The organism is Pseudomonas gingeri (assembly GCF_013385635.1).
Classification (GTDB): domain Bacteria; phylum Pseudomonadota; class Gammaproteobacteria; order Pseudomonadales; family Pseudomonadaceae; genus Aquipseudomonas; species Aquipseudomonas gingeri_A.
Window position 1 is genome coordinate 548,917 of the sequence record NZ_JACAPR010000007.1, and the last position, 22,414, is coordinate 571,330.

The window sequence follows — 22,414 nt, forward strand, 5'->3', positions numbered from 1 at the left end:
TAAGCGTTGTGACTGAGTGAAGTCGCCAGCTTAGGGAGAGCGTCGTTGCCTGTCGTTTGTGCCTTGCCGACAGCCATGGACGGATAATGTACAAACAGTGTGTGGGAGAGACGAGCCGCGCAGGCGCCTGTCTGTGATCGCTCCCACCCGGGCAGGGGAGCGATCGTCCAGTCTGTGTCTCCCAGCTATTTTGACAGTTACTTCGGTCCGAGGATCTTCACCAACTTGTCCGCCGACGGTGCGCCTTGCTGTTGTTGCAGGTCGCCGTTGTCGTCAAGGTAGAAGATCGATGGCGTGGCCGACAGCTCCAGGTCTTCCATCAACTTCATGTTGGCATCGAGCTTGGCCTGGATCTCTTTCGGAATCGTCGCCAGCGGCTTGAGCGGGCTGCCCTTGCCGGCCTTTTCGTGGTCGTGCAGGGCCTGTTGCGGGTCCTTGGCGGTAAACAGGGCGGCGGCCTTGGCCGCGCTGTCTTCGCGGATGATCCCGACCATGATGTGTCGCAGTTGTACCTTGCCGGAGTCGACCCAGGGCCGTGCCTGTTCCCAGAACATGTTGCAGTACGGGCAGTTCGGATCACTGAACAGATAGACGATGCGCGGTGCATCCTTCTTGCCGTCCTCGATCCAGTTGCTCTGCTCCATCTGTCCCCAGACCTGCTTGGCCATCGGTGCATAGACCAGCTTCTGCAACGGCGCCTGACTAAGGTCCTTTCCGTCGGCGTCATACAGGTTGCCGGCGATCACATGCTTGCCATCGGGCGTCAGGTACAGGGCCATGCCACGGTTCTGGTACTGGGCGGCATAGCCGCGCAGGCCATCGGGAGCGTCGAAGCTGCCGATGATCTTGGCGCCCTTGGCTTCGATGCTCTTGATCGGCGCGGGCAATTCTTCGGCCTGGGACACGGGCACTTGCAGCAGCAACGCGCCGAAGGCGGTGCTCAGGCTCAGGTTCAGCAGGCGGCGGTTGAAGGACATAGCGGTTTCCTTGCTGGGGCCGAAGGGGCCGTATTGGATTGGGGTGGGCCGAAGTTCTCCAGGGCCCGAGCCAGGCTGGCCTCGGACAACTCACCCAGGTGAGTGCCGAGCAGGCGCCCGTCGGCGCTGTACATAAGGGTGGTGGGCAGGGCCATGGAACCGACGGTGCGGGCCAGTTGGCCGGTGCCGTCGAACAGCACGTTGTTGAGGTTCAGGCCCTGGGTCATCAGGAACGTGGTCACGCTCTGCATGCTTTCGGCCTGGTTGACGAACAGGAAGGTCACGTCCTGGCGTTCATGCTGGGCCTTCTGCAGCACCGGCATTTCCCGCCGGCACGGCGGGCACCAGGTGGCCCAGAGGTTGATCACCAGCGGTCCGCCGGAGTAGTCGGTCAAATGCACGGTCTGTCCTTCGGCATTGACCAGGGTGATGTCCGGCAGGCGCGAGCCTTGCTCGTAGAGGGTGGTCGACAGGGTCGCCAGCAGCCAGAAGGCGACCCCGCTGCCGAGGCCGAAGCCCAGTGGCCTGCGCAGCGCCGGACGCCGCCAGCACCAGGCCAGGGCGCCGACCAGCAGGGCCAGCAGTCCCGGCCAGAGGAGGAAGCCGCCATCGCGGATATCGAGGACCTGCAGCGGGTCGTTGCGGAAGTAGCTCCAGTAGGCGATGACGAAACCGCTCCGGGATGCCAGCATCGCCAGCAGGAACAGGCTGAACAGCACCGACTCCGGGTTATCGCCGCCGCGCTTGGCCACCCGCCAGCCGACCAGCGTCGCCAGGGCGAGGGCCAGCAGCAACAGCAGGTGGTTGATCGAGAGGGCGAAGGTACCGAGGGTCAGGGTCAGCATTTAGCGGGCATCCCGTGTGTTGTTCCAGTTTTGCAGGAAACCGGTGGCGTCGATCTCACCGGTGATACGACTGGCCCGGTGCTCGACGCCAGCGGGCGTTATCCACAGCAGGGTCGGTGGGCCGGGCACTTCGAAGCGGCCGAGCAGTTCGCGGCTGGCGGCATTGTCGTCGGTCACGTCCAGGCGCACCAGTCGTACATCGCGCAAGGCATTCATCACTTCGGTCTTGGCGAACACCTGTTTCTCCATGATCTTGCACGACACGCACCAGTCCGCGTAGTAGTCCACCAGTACCCACTGGCCCTGGGCCTTGGCGCTGTCCAGCTCGCGCTGCAAGGCTGCCGGCTCCTTGACCGTGACAAAGGCTTCATGGCTTGCCACGTTGCCGCCACTCGCCGCGGAGCCGGTGTAGACCTGCAGCGGTTGCCACGGGTCGCTGCCGCCGCCCGCGGCGCCGATCACCAGCAGACCACCCCAGAGGCCCAGCAGCAGGCCGATGCAACGGGCGAGCAGGGCAGCGCGCCCCGGCTGGTGCGATAGCCGCCAGGCACAGCAGGCGACGACCAGGGCCAGTGCGCCCCACAGGCCGAGCCACAACGCTTCGTTGACCACCGGGCGAATCATCAGGATCGCGGTACCGAGGAACAGGAAGCCGAAGATCGCCTTGACCCGGTCCATCCAGGCACCCGGCTTGGGCAGGAAACGATTGCCCACGGTCACCAGCAGCAGCAATGGCAGGCCCATGCCGATGCCCAGGCTGAACAGCACCAGGCCGCCGAGCAGGGCATTGCCACTCTGGGCGATGTACAACAAGGCACCGGCCAGTGGTGCGGTCATGCAGGGCCCGACCATCAGCCCGGACAGCGCGCCGATGATCCCGGCGCCCACCAGACTGCCGCCACGGCGGCCCTGGCCGGCACGCTCCAGGCGGTCGCGCAGGGCACTGGGCAGTTGCAGTTCGAAGAAGCCGAACATCGGCAGGGCCAGGACCACGAACAGCGCGGCGAAGCTGCCCAGCAACCAGGGTTGTTGCAGGAAGGCCTGCAGGTTGCCGCCCAGCAGGGCCGCGACCACACCCAGTGCGGCATACACCAGGGCCATGCTGATCACATAGCTGCCCGCCAGGGCAAAACCGCGACGTGGGCTGGCGCCGCTGCCCACCACCAGGCCGGCGAGGATCGGCAGCATCGGTAGGGTGCAGGGGGTAAAGGCCAGTAAGAGGCCCAGACCGAAGAAGGCCAGCAGGCTCCAGCCCAGCGCATGCTGGCTCAGGCCGCTGGCCAGGGACTGGTCCTGCGCCTGCCCTGCTGGGGGCGGGTTCAGGGTTTGCGCGGCTTTGCCACCCAGGTCCACCACCTGGCTTTGCGGTGGATAACAGAGCCCGGCATCCGCGCAGCCTTGCCAGCCGACGGTGACCTCGCCGCTGGCGCCGGCCGGAACCAGCAATTCCAGTTCGCCGCGATAGACCGGCTGTTCACCGAAGAATTCGTCACTGTGGGACTGCGCCTCAGGCAGGGCGGGCCGCTGCGCCGGGTCGAGGCCGTCGAACTTCAGGCGTTTCTGATACAGGTAATAACCATCGGCGATCTGCCAGTAGAGTCGGGTCTGGCCGGAATCGAGTTTCTCGGAACTGAAGACGAAGACCTTGCTGGCCGGGGGGAAGTCCGGCTTCTTGACCGCGAACGGGTCGTTGCCGGCCTGGGCCAGCCCGGCGAACAGCAGAAAAACCAAGGTGAATAACCAACGCATGAAAAAACCTTAATGCAGGAGCCTGTCCGAGCAAGACTGCTGGGCAGCGATTAACCGATCATTAACCCAGGAGACCCGCGGTTATCTATCCTTGCTTCATTGGCGGCATAATCGCGGCTTAATCCATCTGTGTCCCAATGGACACATTTGCACAGGTATTCCCATGCACGTACTGGTTTGCGAAGACGACGAGTTGATTGCCAGCGGCATCGTTGCCGGCCTGACGGCCCAGGGCATGACGGTGGAGCACGTGGCCACGGCGTCCGCCGCGCGGGCCATGCTGCGTGCCGCGGAATTCGACGTGATGGTGCTCGATCTCGGTCTGCCCGACGAAGACGGCCTGAAACTGCTCACCCAGTTGCGCAGCAAGGGCCTGGAGCTGCCGGTGCTGATCCTCACCGCCCGCGACTCGGTGACCGACCGGGTCGACGGCTTGCAGGCCGGTGCCGACGATTACCTGCTCAAGCCGTTCGACCTGCGCGAACTCTTCGCCCGCCTGCAGACCCTGCTGCGTCGGGTGGCCGGGCGCAGTGTCAACCTGATCGAGCACGGTCCGTTGAGCTACGACCCGAGCAGCCGGATCACCACCTTGAACGGCCAGTCGGTGGACCTTTCGCGACGCGAGCAGGCGCTGTTGCAGGCCCTGCTGCACAACCGTGGCCGGGTGCTTTCCAGCGAGCAGTTGAAAGACAGCGTCTACGGTTTCAGCGACGAACTGGAAAGCAACGCCCTGAACGTGCATATCCATCATTTGCGCCGCAAACTGGGCAACGGCATTGTCGAAACCGTCCGTGGCCTGGGTTATCGCCTGGGCCCGGCGGGTGACGGAGAGCTGTAAGCATGATGAGCCTGCGCCTGCGCCTGAGCCTGACCATCGGCTCGGCGTTCATCCTGATCTGGGCCCTGGCCGCGACCTGGATGCTCAGCGATCTGCGCCACCAGATGATGTTCTCTCTCGACCAACGCCTAGTGGCGTCGGCGCGCATGGTGGCCGGGTTGCTGGAGCAATTGCCGCCGATGTCGGGTCAGGACGGGAGCACCCATTTCAGTTCCGAGCAGTTGAACATCAGCGGCGGCATGGCCTGCCAGGTCAGTTCCCTGCGCGGGGAAGTGCTGGCGCGCAGTCACAACAATCCCGAACAGGATCTGGAAGCACAGAACGTCGGTTTCCATGACCAGATGATCGATGGCGCGCCCTGGCGTACCTTTACCCTGGTCCGTGGCGATACCCATATCACCACCGCCGATCGCCAGGTCGAGCGCGAGGCCTTGAACCTGTCGGTCCTGCTGGCCGCCTCGGTGCCGGTCGGTGTCGCCTTGATCGGCTGCCTGTGCCTGCTCTGGCTGGGGCTCGGCCAGGGCCTGACGCCGCTCAATCGCATGCGCGACGCGTTGATGCGGCGCAGCCCCGACTCCCTGGAACCCTTGCAGGTGCAGCCGTTGCCCCGCGAGTTGCAGCCGTTGCTCGATACCCAGAACCAGTTGCTCCAGCGCATCGGCAAGACCATCGAGCGCGAGCGACGACTGACCGGTGACGCGGCCCATGAACTGCGCAGCCCGCTGACCGCGATCAAGACCCACCTGCAGGTGGCGCGCATGACCGAAGGCGCCGCCCGCGATCAATCCCTGGCCCATGCCGAGGCCGGTGCCGACCGCTTGCACCGGACCCTGGAGCAGTTGCTGCTGCTGGCGCGGGTTGAAGGCAGCCTGTCGTTCGACGATGGCGTGCAGTGCACTGCCGAACAGGTGGCGCGCCTGGCGATCCAGGATTCGGCCAATGGCAACCGCCAGCGGATCGAACTGCATCTGCCGGAGCATTGCTCGGCCGCGCCGCTGGAAATGCCCTCGACCCTGTCCATCGCCGCCTTGCGCAACCTGCTGGACAATGCCCTGCGTCACACGCCGGGAGACGCACCGGTGGAGCTCAACGTATCGACCATCGGCAATCGCGTGCATTTCCTGGTCCGCGACCATGGTCCGGGAATTGCCGAGGATGACCTGCAGCACCTGACGCAACGCTTCTGGCGCAATGGCAAGAGCACCGGTTGTGGCCTGGGTCTGGCGATTGTCCAGGCGATCGTCCAGCGCTGCGGCTGTGTCCTGCGTTTCGACAGCCGGCCCGATGGCTTGCGGGTCGAGCTGACCATGCCGCTGCAGGCGGTGTGACGCACGGCGCCTGACAAATCCTGTCACCGCAATCCGCTCGCCCGGGGACGTCCCCGGGCAGTATCGTCTGGTGCTTGTCACTCAATGGATTGAGGTCATGTGCCATGGATACGTCCATCGAAGTCGGCCCGGCTGTCGTGGCCGATGCCGGTATCATCAGCCGGATATTGATCGGCTCCATCAAGGTCGGCTGTTCGCTGGACCACCGTAATGAGCCATCACGGGTCGAGGCCTGGACCCGTGGCAGGAGCGTCGATCACGTCTTGCCCTGGTTGTCCGACCCGCGTCTGCGCCTGAGCCTGGCGCGCTTGCAGGGCAAGCCCGTGGGCGTCGGCATGGCCCGCGCCGATGGTTGCATCCTGTTGTGCTACGTACTGCCGCAATGGTTTCGACGGGGTGTGGGCCGGGCGCTGCTGGCGCAGCTCGAAGCGTGGCTGGCGGCGGTGGGCCATGAGACCGTACGGCTCAACAGCACCCGTACCGGCCTGGGTTTCTACCATCACCTCGGCTATCGCCAGGCCGCCCGGGCTTTTTCCGTGGGCGGACTGATGGCGATCCCGATGAAAAAACTTCTCATCCAACTGCCAGACGGGTCTAAATCCCCGACGCGCTGATGCGTTTCCTGAACACGAAGTCCGCAACGCGTGCGCGTGCGGGAACAGGGTTTTGGTCAATATCATCAGAGTATTGAGGGATCGAGAGATGTCAGTCGCTACCAGCCTTATCGAAAAGCCGCCGGTCCGCCCCAGCCAGTCACCGGTTGAAACGCTCTATGAGTTCGAGGAGTCGCCGCTGCTGGCCCGGCAGAGTCGCCAGGAGTCCAACGCCCGCAGTTATCCCCGGCGCATCCCGCTGGCGCTGAAGCGGGCCAAGGGGTTGTATGTCGAAGATGTCGAGGGACGACGTTTCATCGACTGCCTGGCCGGCGCCGGGACCCTGGCACTGGGGCACAACCACCCGGTGGTGATCGAGGCGATCCAGCAGGTATTGGCCGATGAACTGCCACTGCACACCCTAGACCTGACCACGCCGGTCAAGGACCAGTTTGTCCAGGACCTGTTCGGCCTGCTGCCCGAAGCCCTGGCCAGGGAAGCGAAGATCCAGTTCTGCGGCCCGACCGGCACCGACGCGGTGGAAGCAGCCCTGAAGCTGGTACGCACCGCCACCGGCCGCAGCACCGTCCTGTCGTTCCAGGGCGCCTATCACGGTATGAGCCAGGGCGCGTTGAGCCTGATGGGCAGCCTGGGACCGAAAAAACCGTTGGGCGCCCTGTTGGGCAATGGCGTGCAGTTCCTGCCATATCCCTACGACTACCGTTGCCCGTTCGGCCTCGGTGGTGCCCAGGGGGTGAAGGTCAATCTGCATTACCTGGAGAATCTGCTGAACGATCCCGAGGGTGGCGTGCAACTGCCGGCGGCGATCATTGTCGAGGCGGTTCAGGGCGAGGGCGGCATGATTCCGGCGGATCTCGACTGGTTGCGCGGCCTGCGGCGGATCACCGAAAAGGCCGGCGTGGCGCTGATCGTCGACGAAATCCAGAGCGGTTTCGGGCGTACCGGCAAGATGTTCGCCTTTGAACACGCCGGCATCATTCCGGATGTGGTGGTGATGTCCAAGGCCATTGGCGGCAGCCTGCCGCTGGCGGTGATGGTCTATCGTGACTGGCTCGACACCTGGGCACCAGGCGCCCATGCCGGGACGTTCCGTGGCAATCAGATGGCCATGGCCGCCGGTTCCGCGGTGATGCGTTATCTCAAGGAGCATGACCTGCCGGCCCACGCCGCGGCCATGGGCGAGCGCCTCGGCGAGCACCTGCGCCTGCTGCAGCGCGACTTCCCGCAACTGGGGGATATTCGTGGACGTGGCCTGATGATGGGCGTTGAACTGGTCGACCCGAACGGTACGCCGGATGCCCAGGGCCATCCACCGGCATTTCCACGTCTAGCACCGCTGATTCAACGCGAATGCCTCAAGCGCGGGTTGATTCTCGAACTGGGCGGGCGTCATGGCGGCGTGGTGCGGTTCCTGCCGCCGCTGGTGATCACGGCCGCCCAGGTCGACGAAGTGGCACGTATTTTTGGCAATGCCCTGGCGGCGGCGGTCGCCGCGGTCTAATTTTCCGGCGGCCCCGCACGTTTTCATCTACACGGGGGCTGCGCGATGGGCGCAGCCTCACCCTACTCTCACGGAGAACAGCAATGACTTCAGTATTTGACCGCGACGACATCCTCTTTCAGGTAGTGGTCAACCACGAGGAGCAATATTCCATCTGGCCGGACTACAAGGCGATCCCCAACGGCTGGCGCACCGTGGGCAAGAGCGGCTTCAAGAAAGAGTGCCTGGAATACATCGAGGAGGTCTGGACCGACATGCGTCCACTGAGCCTGCGTCAGAAGATGGACGCCCAGGCGACCGCGTAAACCTTGTCAACTCCAGGCTTGCCGGCGATGACGACAGTAAGGCGCCATTGCCGGTAAGCCTGTTTCTACCAAGGAAGTCCGGTTCTACAAGGAGGCATGCAATGCCGTAAGTACCTGGTCGATCGAGGTTTCCAACCCCACCAGCGGATCGGCCTCTTCGCCATTGAGTACCACCAGTCGGGCTCCTGCCGCGGCAATTGATGCCTTGATCGGGTCCGTCGGCTGGCGATGATCCAGTACCACCTTCACTTCGTTGTCTGCCAGGGTCCGAGTCAACTGCTCAAGGGCCTCGGGCGTCCAGGCATCGTCCGCCCGGGCATCGACCTTGACCACTTCCAGATTGAGCCCTCCCATCAGGTAATCGAAGCGGTCCGACAGACTGGCAATCGCCAGGTTGTCGGCCTGACTCAAGCGCGTTTCGCTGTCGGCGCTGAGCTTGAGCAGGCGCTGCTTGAGTGTCGCCAGGTTGCTCTCGATCTTCGCCTTGGCCTCCGGGGCCAGCCGCACCAGGTCGGCGGCGATCACATCGGCCATGCGTCCGAGGTTGTTGCTCGACAGCCAGGGCTGGCTGTTCAGGCCATCCACGCCCTTGCCCGGCTGTACCGCGATACCCGGCAGGCTACCGTCCACCGGACGGGCCGCATCCACCTCGACGATGCGCACATTGCTGCGGCGGGCCATGGGGTAGAGCGGATCGTCGGGCCACAGCGAGCGCAGGCCGATCACCGCATCGGCTTGGCTCGCCAGCTTTTGCAGGGCCGGGGCACCACGTCCGCTGAAGTACGCGCTCTGACGGCTGCCCGGCAGGTTGGCGTCGGCGGCGCGTTGCAGTTCCACACCGCTGTCCTTGAGCAGGAGCGCGCCGAGACCATAGGTCACCGGCAGGCTGGCGAGGATGCGCACCGGCTGGGCGACGGTGCTGGCATGCAGTGCGGTGGTGCTCGGCCCCTGGTTGGCCGCGATAGTCATCGGTGCCGGATTGGCACACAGTGTGCTGCTGAACAGGCCGCTCAGCGCGAGGACGAGTGTCAGGGGGCGTAGGTTCGGCATTTATCCAATATTCCCTTTGAGGCTGGGCACGGTGCCACGGGCGATCGCCGCCAGGGCGAAGGCGATACCGGCCACCAGGATGATCGCCGCGCCGGACGGCACGGGCAGGTCGTACAGGATCGGCAGGAGGATGCCGCACAGGGTGCTGACGGTGGCGATCGCCACGGAGATCCAGAAGAACCCCTTGAGCGACTGGCTGAGCAGGCGCGCCGCCGCCGCCGGGATCACCAGCAGGGCGCCCACCAGGATCGCGCCGATGACCTTGACCGCGGCCACGGTGATCAGCGTCACCAGCACCACGAACAGGTAGTCGAGGGTCTTTACCGCGACCCCGCGCACCGCCGCCAGTTGCGGGTTGAAGCTGGCGAGCATGATGCGGTTGTACAGCGGCAGGCTCAGGCCCATCACCAGCGAACCGACGATCAGCAGGACTAGCAGGTCGTTGCCGTTGACCGTCAGTACCGAGCCGAACAGTACGTTTTCGAGGATATGCACGTTGATCTTGCCGGCCAGCACCAGCAGCAGGCTGGCGCCGAGGGCCAGGGACACCGAGAGGAACACCCCGATCAGCGTGTCGGGGGCCAGTCCGGTGCGGTTGCGCAGGTAGTTGAGCAGCACGCCGAACAGCAGGCAGTAGCCGAACAGGCTGCCATAGGGGCCGGTGTAGGGTTCGCCGAGCAGGATGCCGATGGCTACGCCGGTCAGGGCCGCGTGGCCCACCGCTTCGGAGAAGAAGGCGAAGCGCTTGACCACCACCAGGGTGCCGAGACCGCCCAGTACCGGGCCGATCAGCAGGCCGGCAATCAGTGCGTTGACCACGAAGCCGTAGGCCAGTGCCGCCGGCAGGAAACCGGACGCGGCCCAGCCCTGGATCATCAGGCGAAAAGCTTCATAGGTCATGGCTGGATGCTCTGCGGGGTAGGTGTGTCGACACTGCGCGGATGGGTGGAGAACAGCGTCAGCAGGCGGTCCGGCGTCAGCGCCTCGGCCGGCGAGGCATCGAACAGCACCCGGCGATTGAGGCCGGTGACGCGATCGGCCAGGCGCTTGACCGCTTCCAGGTCGTGCTCGATCCACAACACGGTGATGCCGGCGCGGCGCCAGTCGCCGAGCAGACGCTCGAAGACCTGGATACCGGCCTCGTCCAGGGCCGACATCGGTTCGTCGAGCACCAGCAACTGTGGCGGCGGGATCAGCCCCTGGGCCAGCAGCACCCGCTGCCGTTCGCCGCCGGACAGCGCGCCCATGCGGCGCTTGCGCTTGTCCTGCATGCCGACCCGCTCCAGCGCCGCGCCGATTGCCCCGGCGAAATGCCGCGACAGGCCGAGAAACGCCGGACGCCGCTGGCACATGGCGGCCATGAAGTCGTCGACGGTCATCGGCAGGCCGCGATCGAACTCCAGGGCCTGCGGGACGTAGCCGATGGTGCCGGGCGTGCCCGGCCATTCCAGGCTCAGGCGGCCCTGATGCGGCATCTGCCCGAGCAGGGTCTTGATCAGCGAACTCTTGCCGCCGCCGTTGGGCCCGACCAGCGCATGCACATGGCCGGGGCGGACCTGGAAGGTGACGTTGTCGAGAATGGTGGTGCGACCCAGGGTCAGGTTGACCGCGCTGAAATCGAGGGTCGGTCCGATGGCCTCGCGGGCGATGCTTTCGGCAGCCGTCATGCACCGGCCTCCTGGATCGCCCGGACCACGGTATCGAGGTTGCTGGTCATTTCCTTCTCGTACTTGTCGGCGGTGTAGTCGCCATAGGAAATATGCGACAGCGGGTAGAGCTTGACCCCGGACTCACGCTGGATGGTCTCGACATAGGTGGACGGGAAATCCAGCTCGGAGAAGATCACCTTCACGTCCAGCTCGCGCAGTTGGTCGATGGTCTTCTTCAGTTGGCTCGGGCTCGGCTCGATGCCATGGGCTGGCTCGACCACGGCGGTGACTTCCAGGCCGAACTCGCGCAGCAGGTAGTCATAGGCCGCGTGCACCGTAGCGACCCGCAGGTCGGCGTTGGGCGCCTGGGTCAACTTCGCCAGGGCATCGGCGCGTATCTGCCGCAGGCGCTTGCCGTAGGCCCGGGCATTGGCGGTGTAGGTCTTGGCGTTGTCCGGATCGAGCTTGCCCAGTTCCCGGGCGATGTTGTTGACCTGGGCGATGGAGGCGCTGATGGACAAGAAGGTGTGCGGGTTGACCACTTTGCCGGCACCCCGGGCGGCGGTGCCGGTGGCGGCCAGCAGCGGCACGTTTTCATTGGCCTCGATCACCGCGATTTGTGGCTTTTCACTGGCCTCGATCATGCGGTCGGCGAAGTCATCGTGGCCGATGCCGTTGAGCACGATCACGTCCAGAGTGCCGATGCGCTTGATGTCCTCGGCCCGGGGTTCGTAGGCATGGGGGTTGAAACCGGCCGGGATCAGTGGCACCACATCGGCCTTGTCGCCGACAATATTGGCGACGTAGCTGTAGTAAGGGTGCAGGGTGATGCCGATGCGCAGGCGCTTGGCCGGGTCGGCCTGGACCTGCAGGGTCAGCAGCAGGGGCGAAAGCAGCAGCGCCAGGAGCAGGCGACGGCGGCCGAACAGAGCTGAAATGGACATGGATGGACAGTCTTCCCCGAGCGTGTGTCGAAAGGTTGAGTCAAAAGATTCAGTGCCGGTGCTGGCGGGTCACGCCGGCATCGAATTGCGCGACCACCTGCTGCCAGCCGCCGGCGATCAGGGCGCTGTCGCCGAGTTCGGTGGGGGCCGCCAGGGTGTTGCTGCGATTGAGCCAGATGTCCGCTGCGGCGTTGCTGTCGCTGCCGACCCGCATCAGGAACGAACCGGCGGTTGCCGTGGCCTGGCTCAGGCCGAAGTAGGCCTGACCGAGCAACTGCCAGGCATGGCCGCCACGACTGACCGAGCTGGCATCCTGGGCGAAAGGTGCAAAACCTTCCTCGCCGAGCTGCCCGGGGGAGGGCAGGCCCTGCTGCTCCTGTTGCAGCAGGTGGATTTCATCGAGGGTGACCCGCAGGTCGGCGTAGATCCCCTGTTCGCCGGGAGTAAGATCACGCCGCGCATCCAGTTGATGAGCCGAGACCTGGCCGACGTCCTGCTTTTCACCGTGCAGCGCTACGACGGAACCGGCGACCAGCAGCACGATCAGGCAGAACAGCAGGACATACAGGGTTTCGTGGCCGGCGCCGGCGGGGCGTACAACCTGGGTGGTAGAGGCGCTCATGGGGCTTCGATATCCGCTTTGTCGATTTCCACGACGTGGCCGGGGCCGGCGTCGAACAGTACATAGAAATCCGTACCCGGTTTCTTGAACGTGAGCGTCGAGTCCGCGCCCAGCTTGCCGGGCAGGAGGATGGTTTCGTCGTAGCCGATCACGTCCAGGGTCACCCCCGGCGCGCCGCTGCCGTCGGAAAACCCGCCCTTGCATTGGATCTGCTCGGCGTCGATCTGCTTGCATTCGCACATCGGGTTATGGGCCTGGGCGGTCAGGCTCAGGCTGCCGGCTGCCAGCAGCACAGTGCTGGCGAGCAGGCGCCGGAACGTTCGGGAAGGGGGGAGGCGATGCAATGGGCTCATGGGCGCTTACCTTGTTTTTTCAGCCAGGCAATCGTCAGCGGCGAGGCCTTGCTCAGGGGAATGGAAGCCTGGTGCACCGCGCCGTCCCAGCCTTCCAGGGTGACCCAGAGCTCGGCATCGTCCCCGGTGTTTTCCGGGATCGGCACCACGGCACCCATGCGATAGGGCGTGCCGAAGAAGATCACGCCGGCGGCTCGCAGGCTGCGCGGCTTGCCGACGCGCAGGTACGTGGCCTTGACCTGGTCGATGCAGGTGGCGCAGAGGCTGGCGTTGAAGCTCTTGAAGTAGCCGGCGGGACCGTCGCGGCGCGGTGCCTCGTCCCACAGTTCGGCCAGTTGCAGGCTCCAGGGGCCGACCTGCAGTTCGTTCACATGCTGGCCCAGGCCGGTATCGCCGCGAAACAGGGCAGCATCGGAAAAGTAGCGGGGCATGAAACCCAGGGGGATCAGCACCAGCAGGATATTGAGATGGAACCGCCATTTGTGCCAGAGACGGTTCAGGGGCGAGATCGGTGCTGTCACGGTGGCTTTGCTCACAGGTTGGCCTCCGAGGTTTCGGTCGCCAAGGCGGCGCGGGGCCTGGCAATACCGGGGCGTTCAGCCTTGGTACCGCGCTTCAGCGCGTGGAGCGTGGCCAGGGCGGTGCGTTTGCTCCAGATCAACAGGCCGCTGAGGACCATCATGCTCAGCAGCAGGCCGAAGAAGAACCAGATCAGCTTGATCCACAGGCCACCGAAGTCGCCGGTATGCAACGGCCGCATCGACTCGGTGACGAACTCCAGGCCCGTGCGGTCGGAAAGCAGGCGCGACTGTTCGATCTTGCCGGTGTAGGGGTTGAGTTCGAGGGTCTGGTACATCAACGGATACCAGCTGCGGCCGCCGACTTCGAACGGGCTGTAGGCGTTGCTCGGCAGACTGATGAAGCTGGTTTCGAGCCCGGGCACCTGTTCCCTGGCAATGCGCAGGGCCTCGTCGGCGCCGAGCATCGGTGCCGGGCGGCCGTCAGGCATCAGCGGTGCACTGTCATGGGAGATGATGGCCGGGATCGGTCGGGTGGCGATGCTCACCTGGTTGTCGGCGAGGATGGCCTGGATCAGGAACCAGGTGCCGGTGATGGAGATCACCGCGATGAACCAGATCGACCAGATGCCGCTCAATCGGTGGAAGTCGCCCCAGAATATCCGTGCGCCGTGGTTGAAGCGCAGGGTCGGCTTGAAAAAACCTTTCCAGAAGCGCTTGTACACCACCAGGCCGGTCACCAGCGAGGCGAGCATCGGTATGCCCAGCAGCGACACCAGGTACCAGCCCCAGCTGTAGCCGTCGGTGAACGGTACCAGCCACCAGCCGTGCAGGGCGCGGGTGAAGTTCTTGAAGTTGAATTGCGGGCTGATGCCCTGGATGACGCCGGTGTACGGGTTGACATAGACCGTCACCGAACGCCCGTCCGGATAGCTGATATCGGCCAGCAGGGCGAAATGGCTTTCGTCCGGGCGCTGGATCAATTGCACGATCAGATCGGGTTCATTCTTCTTGATGGCCGCCAGAACCTGGTCATAGCTCAGCAACGGGGCGTCATCCGAAGGCTTGCTGGCGCGGATTTCCGGATTGGCCAGCCAGACGATTTCCTGGCTGACCACCGCCAGCGTGCCGGTGACACAGACGATCAGGACAAAAAACCAGATGGGCAGGGCCAGCCAGCTATGGACCAGGAACCAGAGTTTCGAGCGGGACTTCTTGGACATGGAAAGCGGGTTCTCGATTTCGGGGGACGGAGCGAGGCTTGAGAAAGAGCCTCGTTCCCGGAAAAAGCCGGCCGTGGCTTTTGCCTACGCGGCCGACTGCATCTTTATGAGACGAATGAGGCGGCAAAAAACGTAGGACTATATGAAAGTAAATGTTTCGACGGCCGACAGCCGGCGTCGGAGCCGGCTAATTTTCCCCTGCGACCAACCGTTTCCTCCTGTGAAGCCCGGTACAACCCACGCTTGTGCGTGCCGTGCCGGCGGTCGAGGATCAAGGGAGAAGAGTCGTCATGAACAATGCGTTGAGTTTGGATATCCGGCCGCTGCTGACCGGTTCGGGCACCTTGCCCATGCTGATCCAGGCGCCTGAGCCCGGGCTTGACCTGAGGGAGGCATTCGGCGAATGCAAGCCACTGATCGACGCGCACCTGTACCGCGCCGGCGGCATCCTGCTGCGCGGTTTCGATGTGGGTGGGGCCGAGGCCTTCCGCGAGTTCGCGGCGGGCTTCGGTCATCCGTTGCTCAATTACGAGTTCGGCTCCACGCCGCGCAGCAACGTGACCAAGGGCGTATACACCTCGACCGAATACCCCGCGCACCAGAGCATTCCGCTGCACAACGAGCAGGCCTATACCCTCGAATGGCCGATGAAGATCTGGTTCTACAGCATGATCGCGGCGCAGACCGGTGGCGAAACGCCGATCTGTGACAGCCGCGAAGTCTATCGCCGGGTGCCGGCGCGGATCCGCGAGCGTTTCATCAGCAAGGGGCTGATGTACGTGCGCAACTACGGCAACGGCCTCGACGTGGACTGGAGCCAGGTGTTCAACACCGACGACGAGGCGGTGGTCGAGGCCTACTGCCGGGCTCATGCCATCGAATGCGAATGGAAGGACGACGGTGAGTTGCGCACTCGCCAGCGCTGCCAGACGGTGGCCCGCCACCCGATGACCCAGGAGATGGTCTGGTTCAACCAGGCCCACCTGTTCCACGTGTCCAACCTGCAGCCGGAAGTGCGCGAGACCCTGCTCGATGTGGTGGATGAGGAAGACCTGCCGCGCAACGTCTATTACGGCGATGGCTCGGCCATCGAGGTCGACCTGCTCGACGAAGTGCGCGGTGTGCTCGATGACTGCACCATCAGCTTTCCCTGGCAGGAAAACGATGTACTGATGCTCGACAACATGCTGGCGGCCCATTCCCGCTCGCCATTCACCGGCAAGCGCAAGGTCGTGGTGGCGATGGCCGAAGGTTACTCGCTTCCACGCTAAATCCCTGGCCTGGCGGTTCGTTCTTGTTGATACGGCCGGGCCCCCCGGCCGTGCCGCCGATCAGCAAGGACCCTCTCACATGAAGCCCCAAGACGCACAGAAACTCGCCCGTCGTTTCATCGAGCTGCCCCAGGAAAAACGCCGTATCTTCCTGGCAGCGATGGACAGGGAGGGTGTCGACTTCTCGTTGCTGCCCATCGCCTCCTGCGACGGTGTTTCAGAGCGTGACGGTCTGTCCTACGCGCAGCAGCGTATGTGGTTTCTCTGGCAGCTCGATCCCCATGGCGCGGCCTACAACCTGCCCATGGCCGTGCGCCTGGACGGTGTACTGGACCTGGCGGCGCTGGAGCAGGCCTTCGCTGCCCTGGTGGCCCGTCACGAATGCCTGCGGACCACGTTCGGCCAGGAGGGCGAGCGGGCGTTCCAGCGCGTGGCGCCACCGGGCGCGGTGAATATCGTCGTCAGCGACCTCTCGACCCTGGCCGCGGGCCAGCGCTGGGCTCGCGCGCGCCAGATCATGGCCGGGGAAGCGGCCCAGGCGTTCGACCTGCAACAGGGGCCGTTGCTCAGCATTCGCCTGTTGCGCCTGGCCGAGCAGGAGCACGTGTTGCTGCTGACCCTGCACCACATCATTGCCGATGGCTGGTCGATGAACATCCTCATCGAGGAGTTCACCCGTTGCTACGATGCCTGCGTGGCCGGCGAGCGGATTTCGCTGATCCCGCTGGCCGTGCACTATCGCGACTACGCGCTGTGGCAGCGCAGCTGGCTCGAGGCGGGTGAGCAGGAACGGCAACTGGCCTACTGGCGCGGCCACCTGGGGGAAGAGCACCCGGTGCTCGAACTGCCCACCGACCGTCCCCATCCGGCCCAGGCCAGCCATCGGGGCGCGCGCCTGGAGGTGCGGGTCGATGGCGATCTGCGCCAGCAGCTCAAGACCCTGGCCCAGCGCCAGGGCGTGTCGCTCTTCGTGGTCCTGCTGGCATCGTTCAAGAGCCTGCTGCATCGCTACAGCGGGCAGACCGATATCCGCGTCGGCGGATTGATCGCCAACCGTACCCGCAGCGAGACCGAAGGCCTGATCGGTTTTTTCGTCAACACCCAGGTGCTGCGCAGCGAAGTGCAGGCCAGCACCCGCTTCGCCGATCTGCTGCAAAGCCTGCGCGAGGCTTCCTCGGGCGCCCAGGCGCACCAGGAACTGCCGTTCGATGCGCTGATCGAGGCCCTGCAGCCGGCACGTAGCCAGAGCCATAATCCGTTGTTCCAGGTGATGTTCAACCATCAGCCGCTGGTCACCGATGTCCAGGGCAGGCAACTGGCGTGCGGGCTGCGGGTGGCGCATCTGAGCGAAGAACAGGCGGCCGGAGACGGGCGCCAGCACGCGGCTACCAGCGACCTGATGCTGGAAACCCGCGAGGAGGGCGAGCAGCTGTTTGCGGCCTTTACCTACGCCACCGATATTTTCGATGCCGCGACCATTGCCCGTCTCGCCGGGCATTGGCGCAACCTGTTGCTCGCGGTCTGTCGCGACCCGCTACAAGCCATCGGTCACTTGCCGATGCTCGCGGCGGATGAAATCGCTGGCTTGCTGACCAGCTACAGCGCCCTGTCGACGCCTGCCGACACCGCCTTGTCGATGCCACAGTTGTTCGAGGCCCAGGCCCGACGTACCCCTGATGCTATCGCCGTGGTCCTCGCCGAACCCCACCCTGTAGGAGCCGGCTTGCCGGCGATAGCGTCCGAATGGGCGATGCAAGGCTCAAGGGCCTCTTCGTCGGCAAGCCGGCTCCCACACAATCTTCCACAAAGTTTGAGTTACGCCGAGCTGAACCGGCGCGCCAACCGCCTGGCGCACCTGTTGCGCGGCCATGGGGTCGGACCGGAGGTGCTGGTGGGTCTGGCGCTCGGTCGCTCCCTGGACATGGCCGTGGCCATTCTCGCCGTGCTCAAGGCCGGCGGTGCCTATGTGCCGCTCGATCCGCAGACCCCGGCCGAACGCCTGGCCCATGTGCTGCAGGACAGTGGCTTGAAACTGTTGCTGACCCAGGGCCAGTGGCTGGAGAGCCTGCCGTCGCTGGGGGGTATCGATACCCTGTGCCTGGACCGGATCAACGATTCGGCCTATTCCGAAAGCGACCCGCAGGCACAACCGGCGCCGGCCTCGCTGGCCTATGTCATCTACACCTCGGGCTCCACCGGACGGCCGAAAGGTGTCGGCATCAGCCACCATGCCCTGGCCGAGTTCGTTGCCCGGGCCACGGAGTACAGCGGGCTGGTGCAGCAGGACCGGGTCCTGCAGTTCGCCACCGGCAGTTTCGATGGCTTTGTCGAACAGTTCTTCCCGCCGTTGAGCCTCGGTGCCTGCGTGGTGCTGCGCGACGAGCGGCTGTGGGACAGTGCCACGCTGCACGAGGCGATCCTGCGCCACGGTATTACCCTGGCCGATTTGCCGGCTGCCTACTGGCACCTGCTGGTGCAGGACTGGGCGGTGCAGCCACCGGCGGGTTACGGCGCGCTGCGGCAGATCCATATCGGCGGCGAGGCCATGGCGGTCGATGGCCTGCGCCTGTGGCAGCAAGCGGGGTTGGGGGCGGTGCGCCTGATCAACACCTATGGCCCGACGGAAGCGACGGTGGTCTCGACCACTTACGATTGCAGCAACTTGCTGCCTGAGGCCGTGTCCTGGCGCGGTGTGCCCATCGGCTTCGGGTTGTCGGCCCGGCGCCTGCTGGTGCTCGACGCCGACCTCAACCTGCTGCCCCAGGGCGCCGTGGGTGAGCTGTATATCGGCGGCCCGGGCCTGGCCCGTGGTTACCAGGGGCAACCGGCCCTCAGTGCCCAGCGCTTTATCGTCGACCCCTTTACCCCGGGTGAACGCCTGTACCGCACCGGTGACCGCGCACGCCTGCGCGAGGACGGCGCGGTGGAGTACATCGGTCGGGTCGATCACCAAGTGAAGATTCGCGGTTTCCGTATCGAGTTGGGTGAAGTCGAATCGCGCCTGTTGCAATGCCCCGGTGTCCGTGAAGCCGCGGTGCTGGCCCTGCCGCTGGCCGGCGGTACACAGCTGGTTGGCTACGTGGTCGCCGAGCAACCCCTGGAGCCGGCGCAACAGAGCGTCTGGCGCTTGCAGATCAAGGCCTTCCTGCAAGGCCGGTTGCCGGACTACATGGTCCCGTCGCACCTGCTGGTGTTGCCGCGCCTGCCCCTGACGCCCAGCGGCAAGCTGGATCGCAAGGCCTTGCCGATTCCCGATCCGAGCCAGTTGCAAGCCAGTTACCGCGAGCCGCAGAGCGACATCGAACGTTGCCTGGCGGGGATCTGGGAAGAGGTCCTGCAGGTTCCCCGGGCCGGCCTCGACGACCATTTCTTCGAGTTGGGCGGGCATTCGTTGCTCGCCGCCCAGGTGATCGCCCGGATCAAGGGGCGCCTGGAAGTCAGCCTGCCGCTGCGCAGCCTGTTTGAAAAGCCCCTGCTGAGCGATCTGGCCGCCGAGCTGGAGACGCTCGTGCAGGACAGTGGGGATAACGACTGGGCCGATATGGAGCAGTTCATGAGTTCGTTGGAGGAGTTTGGAGCATGAGTGCCAATGCCGCGGTACGTATCGCCAAAAGGTTTATCAGCCTGCCCCTGGAGCAGCGTCGGCAGTTCCTGGCGAAGCTGAGCCAGGAAGGCAAGGACTTCAGCCTGCTGCCGATGCCGGTCAGCCGGCATGACGTGGCGGCGATTCCTCTGTCCTATGCCCAGCAGCGCCTGCTGTTCCTCTGGCAGCTCGATCCGACCAGTGCCGCCTACAACATGGCCGCCGGCTTGCGCCTGCACGGGCATCTCGACGAGCCGGCGTTGCTGCGCGCCTTCGAGCATATCGTCGAGCGCCATGAAGTCCTGCGGACCCTGTTCCAGGTCGACGGCGAACAGCCTCGGCAAGTGATTCTCGCGACCCAGGCCGTACCGCTGGAGCGCCTCGACCTGACGGATTGTGCCGTCGACCGGCGTGAAGCCGAGCTGGCCGAACGGGTGCGGACGCTCACCGCGCAGCCGTTCGACCTGCTCAATGGGCCGTTGCTGCGCGCCAGCCTGATCCGCCTGGCCGCGGACGAGTGGGTGCTGGTGGTGAGCATGCACCATATCGTCTCCGACGGTTGGTCGATGGATGTGATGGTCAAGGAGTTCGTCCAGGCCTATCAGGCCTTCAGTCTCGGGTGCGAACCCGGCTTGCCGGAACTGCCGTTGCAGTACGCCGACTATGCGATCTGGCAACGCAGTTGGCTGGAAGCCGGCGAGGGCGAGCGGCAACTGGATTACTGGCGTCGGCAATTGGCCGCGTCGGGTGAGGCGCAGCCTCTACTGGATGTCGCTCCCGACTTCCCGCGTCCGCCGGTGCAGAGTTTCGAAGGTCGGACCCTGCGCTTCGATTTCGGTGTCGAACGTTCCCGGCAGCTCAACGCTTTTGCCCGCAGCCAGGGCGTGAGCCTGTTCATGCTGGTGCTGGGCGGGTATTCGCTGTTTCTCTCGCGGCATGCCGGACAGCGTGATATCCGCGTCGGCGTGCCGAATGCCAACCGCAGTCGCTCCGAGGTCGAGGGCCTGATCGGGTTTTTCGTCAATACCCAGGTCCTGCGCTGCGAGGTTGATGAACGTCAGAGTTTCCTCGACCTGCTGGGGCGCCTGCGTGAAAGCAGCTTCGGCGCCCAGGCTCACCAGGAATTACCGTTCGAACAACTGGTGGACGCCCTGGCCCCGGAGCGCAACCTGGATCACAACCCGCTGTTCCAGGCCAAGTTCAACCAGAATGTCGGCATGCAGAAACAGCGCTCGATGCAGTTGCCGGGCCTGAGCGTGGCCGAATACCCGTTGCACAAGGACGGCACTCACTTCGATCTGGCTCTGGATATCACCGATGACGGCACGCTGATCCATGGCGAGATGACCTACGCCAGCGACCTCTATCGGCATTCGACGGTCGAGGGTTTTATCCCGGTGCTGCTCGCGTTGTTCGATGCGGTTCTGCAAGCCCCGCAGGCACCGTTGTTCAGCCTGCATGGCTGCACACCGCCGTTGCTTGCCGAGGCGCGTGAGCCGGCGGCTGCGGTGCTGCAACAATGGGATGCCCAGGTCCGGCGCCAGCCCCAGGCCATGGCCGCGCGTTGCCTCGAACAGACCCTGGGCTTTGCCGAGCTGGACCAGGCCGCCAACCGCCTGGCCCATCATCTGCGTGGCACGGGTGTTGGCCCGGGTGAGCCAGTGGCGGTGCTGATGGATCGTTCGCTGGACTGGCTGACCTGTGTCCTGGGGATTCTCAAGGCCGGGGCGGTGTACATGCCGCTGGATACCAAGGCCCCTGACGCGCGCCTGCAACAGTTGCTTGAACGTGCCCGGACACGGGTGCTGCTGTATGCCGAAGGCGATTCGCGAGCCGCGAGCCTTGTCGTGCCAGGGTGTGCCGGGCAGGCTTTTGTCCCGTCCCAATGGCTCGACCAGCCGGACAGTGCGCCGCTGCTGGAACTGTCGAGCCAATCCCCGGCCTATGTGATTCACACCTCCGGTTCCACCGGCCAGCCCAAGGGCGTCCTGGTCAGCCATGGGGCGCTGGCCAGTTATGTCGCCGGCCTGTCGAGTCGCCTGGAGCTGGCGCCGGGTGCCAGCATGGCGCTGGTCTCGACCATCGCCGCCGACCTGGGGCACACCATGCTGTTCGGCGCCTTGTGTTCCGGTCGCACCCTGCATGTACTGCCCGAGGCCCTAGGGTTCGACCCGGACGGTTTTGCCGAGTACATGGCCGCCCATCGCGTCGGTGTGTTGAAAATCGTCCCCGGGCACCTGGCGGCCTTGCTGCAGGCCACCCGCCCGGCGGATGTATTGCCTGTCCATGCCTTGATTGTCGGCGGCGAAGCCTGTTCGTCCGCGTTGGTGCAGCAGATACGCGAGCTCAAGCCGGACTGCCGCTTTATCAACCACTATGGCCCCAGCGAAACCACCGTGGGCGTACTGACTCACGAAGTGCTGGTGAACGACCCGCTGCCGCAGGGCATTCCGGTTGGCCGTGCGTTGCCGGGCGCCCATGTCTATGTGCTGGACGATGTGCTCAATATTGCCGCCGCGCAGGTGCCGGGCGAGCTGTACATCGGTGGCGAGAGTGTCGCCCTGGGTTATCTCGGGCAACCGGGCCTGACGGCCGAGCGTTTCCTGCCGGATCCCCATGGCGTGCCGGGTTCCCGGCTCTACCGCAGCGGCGACCGGGTCCGTGGCAACCGCCAGGGATTGCTGGATTTCATGGGGCGCAACGACGATCAGGTGAAAATCCGCGGTTATCGCGTCGAGCCGGCGGAAGTCGCGCGGTTGCTGCAAGGTTTAGAGTCGGTCGCCCAGGCGGCGGTGCTGGCCCTGCCGATGGATGACGATGCCAGCCGTCTGCAACTGGTGGCCTATTGTGTGCCGACGGCGGGGGCGGTGTTGCAGGTCGAGGTATTGCGTCGGCAGCTACAGGCGGCGCTCAGTGACTACATGGTCCCGGCGCAGATTCTGCTGTTGGAGCGGTTGCCACTGACCGCTAATGGCAAGCTCGACAAGCGTGCCTTGCCCAAGCCGGGCGTGGTCAAGCAGCAGTACACCGCCCCGGTGGGCGAG

19 protein-coding genes are annotated in these 22,414 nt (G+C 64.9%); 8 read left to right on the top strand and 11 right to left on the bottom strand.

Going from position 1 to position 22,414, the window contains the following annotated elements; genetic code table 11:
* Nucleotides 1-197 precede the first annotated feature (197 nt).
* The 3 genes from dsbG to dsbD are packed head-to-tail and all read right to left on the bottom strand — an operon-like array spanning nt 198 to nt 3,571.
* On the bottom strand, nt 198-977 hold the full coding sequence (gene dsbG / locus HX851_RS36125) for a thiol:disulfide interchange protein DsbG (protein WP_177057338.1): 780 nt from the start codon (nt 975-977) through the stop codon (nt 198-200).
* Complete coding sequence (locus HX851_RS36130; protein ID WP_177057337.1) at nt 953-1,822, bottom strand: TlpA disulfide reductase family protein; 870 nt, start codon at nt 1,820-1,822, stop codon at nt 953-955. The genes dsbG and HX851_RS36130 overlap by 25 nt, the downstream gene beginning before the upstream one ends.
* On the bottom strand, nt 1,823-3,571 hold the full coding sequence (gene dsbD, locus HX851_RS36135; RefSeq protein WP_177057336.1) for a protein-disulfide reductase DsbD: 1,749 nt from the start codon (nt 3,569-3,571) through the stop codon (nt 1,823-1,825).
* 163 nt (nt 3,572-3,734) lie between these two features.
* On the opposite strand from dsbD, the gene HX851_RS36140 reads away from it, so the two are divergent.
* The 5 genes from HX851_RS36140 to HX851_RS36160 all read left to right on the top strand — a co-directional run bounded on the left by HX851_RS36140 (nt 3,735) and on the right by HX851_RS36160 (nt 8,157).
* A complete protein-coding gene (locus HX851_RS36140; RefSeq protein ID WP_177057335.1) occupies nt 3,735-4,409 on the top strand; it encodes a response regulator in 675 nt (224 codons plus the stop codon).
* A 2-nt stretch (nt 4,410-4,411) separates the two neighbouring features.
* Nucleotides 4,412-5,737, top strand: a complete 1,326-nt coding sequence (locus tag HX851_RS36145; protein ID WP_177057334.1) for an ATP-binding protein — start codon at nt 4,412-4,414, stop codon at nt 5,735-5,737.
* Between the two features lie 104 nt (nt 5,738-5,841).
* Nucleotides 5,842-6,351 carry a GNAT family N-acetyltransferase gene (locus HX851_RS36150; protein WP_177064336.1) on the top strand — a complete coding sequence of 170 codons (510 nt, stop codon included), beginning with the start codon at nt 5,842-5,844 and terminating at the stop codon, nt 6,349-6,351.
* Nucleotides 6,352-6,439: 88 nt separating this feature from the next.
* Nucleotides 6,440-7,852 (top strand): aspartate aminotransferase family protein, encoded by a 1,413-nt coding sequence (locus tag HX851_RS36155; protein WP_177057332.1) that lies wholly within the window; start codon nt 6,440-6,442, stop codon nt 7,850-7,852.
* Between the two features lie 83 nt (nt 7,853-7,935).
* On the top strand, nt 7,936-8,157 hold the full coding sequence (locus HX851_RS36160) for an MbtH family protein (RefSeq protein ID WP_177057331.1): 222 nt from the start codon (nt 7,936-7,938) through the stop codon (nt 8,155-8,157).
* An 84-nt stretch (nt 8,158-8,241) separates the two neighbouring features.
* Here the strand turns inward: HX851_RS36160 and HX851_RS36165 are convergent, their stop codons facing one another.
* Genes HX851_RS36165 through HX851_RS36200 form a run of 8 tightly spaced genes read right to left on the bottom strand, consistent with a single transcriptional unit; the run spans nt 8,242 to nt 14,516 of the window.
* Nucleotides 8,242-9,207 carry a metal ABC transporter substrate-binding protein gene (locus HX851_RS36165; protein ID WP_177057330.1) on the bottom strand — a complete coding sequence of 322 codons (966 nt, stop codon included), beginning with the start codon at nt 9,205-9,207 and terminating at the stop codon, nt 8,242-8,244.
* Nucleotides 9,208-10,107, bottom strand: a complete 900-nt coding sequence (locus tag HX851_RS36170) for a metal ABC transporter permease (protein WP_177064337.1) — start codon at nt 10,105-10,107, stop codon at nt 9,208-9,210.
* On the bottom strand, nt 10,104-10,874 hold the full coding sequence (locus HX851_RS36175; RefSeq protein WP_177064338.1) for a metal ABC transporter ATP-binding protein: 771 nt from the start codon (nt 10,872-10,874) through the stop codon (nt 10,104-10,106). The genes HX851_RS36170 and HX851_RS36175 overlap by 4 nt, the downstream gene beginning before the upstream one ends.
* Nucleotides 10,871-11,800 (bottom strand): metal ABC transporter substrate-binding protein, encoded by a 930-nt coding sequence (locus HX851_RS36180; RefSeq protein WP_177057327.1) that lies wholly within the window; start codon nt 11,798-11,800, stop codon nt 10,871-10,873. The genes HX851_RS36175 and HX851_RS36180 overlap by 4 nt, the downstream gene beginning before the upstream one ends.
* 49 nt (nt 11,801-11,849) lie before the next feature.
* Nucleotides 11,850-12,422, bottom strand: coding sequence for a DUF6162 family protein (locus HX851_RS36185; RefSeq protein WP_177057326.1), 573 nt, complete (start codon nt 12,420-12,422; stop codon nt 11,850-11,852).
* Complete coding sequence (locus tag HX851_RS36190; RefSeq protein WP_177064339.1) at nt 12,419-12,775, bottom strand: hypothetical protein; 357 nt, start codon at nt 12,773-12,775, stop codon at nt 12,419-12,421. Before HX851_RS36190 ends, HX851_RS36185 begins: the two co-directional genes overlap by 4 nt.
* Nucleotides 12,772-13,311 carry a PA2404 family protein gene (locus tag HX851_RS36195; protein ID WP_177057324.1) on the bottom strand — a complete coding sequence of 180 codons (540 nt, stop codon included), beginning with the start codon at nt 13,309-13,311 and terminating at the stop codon, nt 12,772-12,774. Before HX851_RS36195 ends, HX851_RS36190 begins: the two co-directional genes overlap by 4 nt.
* Nucleotides 13,308-14,516: a PepSY-associated TM helix domain-containing protein gene (locus HX851_RS36200; RefSeq protein ID WP_177057323.1), complete on the bottom strand. Its 1,209-nt coding sequence runs from the start codon at nt 14,514-14,516 to the stop codon at nt 13,308-13,310. The genes HX851_RS36195 and HX851_RS36200 overlap by 4 nt, the downstream gene beginning before the upstream one ends.
* A gap of 290 nt (nt 14,517-14,806) precedes the next feature.
* Between HX851_RS36200 and HX851_RS36205 the strand changes: the two genes are divergently transcribed.
* From HX851_RS36205 to HX851_RS36215, 3 genes are all read left to right on the top strand, one after another.
* Nucleotides 14,807-15,787, top strand: a complete 981-nt coding sequence (locus tag HX851_RS36205) for a TauD/TfdA family dioxygenase (protein ID WP_177057322.1) — start codon at nt 14,807-14,809, stop codon at nt 15,785-15,787.
* Nucleotides 15,788-15,866: 79 nt separating this feature from the next.
* The gene (locus HX851_RS36210) at nt 15,867-19,370 is read left to right on the top strand and encodes a non-ribosomal peptide synthetase (protein WP_177064340.1); all 3,504 of its coding nucleotides are present in this window, start codon (nt 15,867-15,869) and stop codon (nt 19,368-19,370) included.
* A partial coding sequence (locus HX851_RS36215) for an amino acid adenylation domain-containing protein (protein ID WP_177064341.1) occupies nt 19,367-22,414 on the top strand: 3,048 nt, incomplete at its 3' end. The genes HX851_RS36210 and HX851_RS36215, both read left to right, overlap by 4 nt.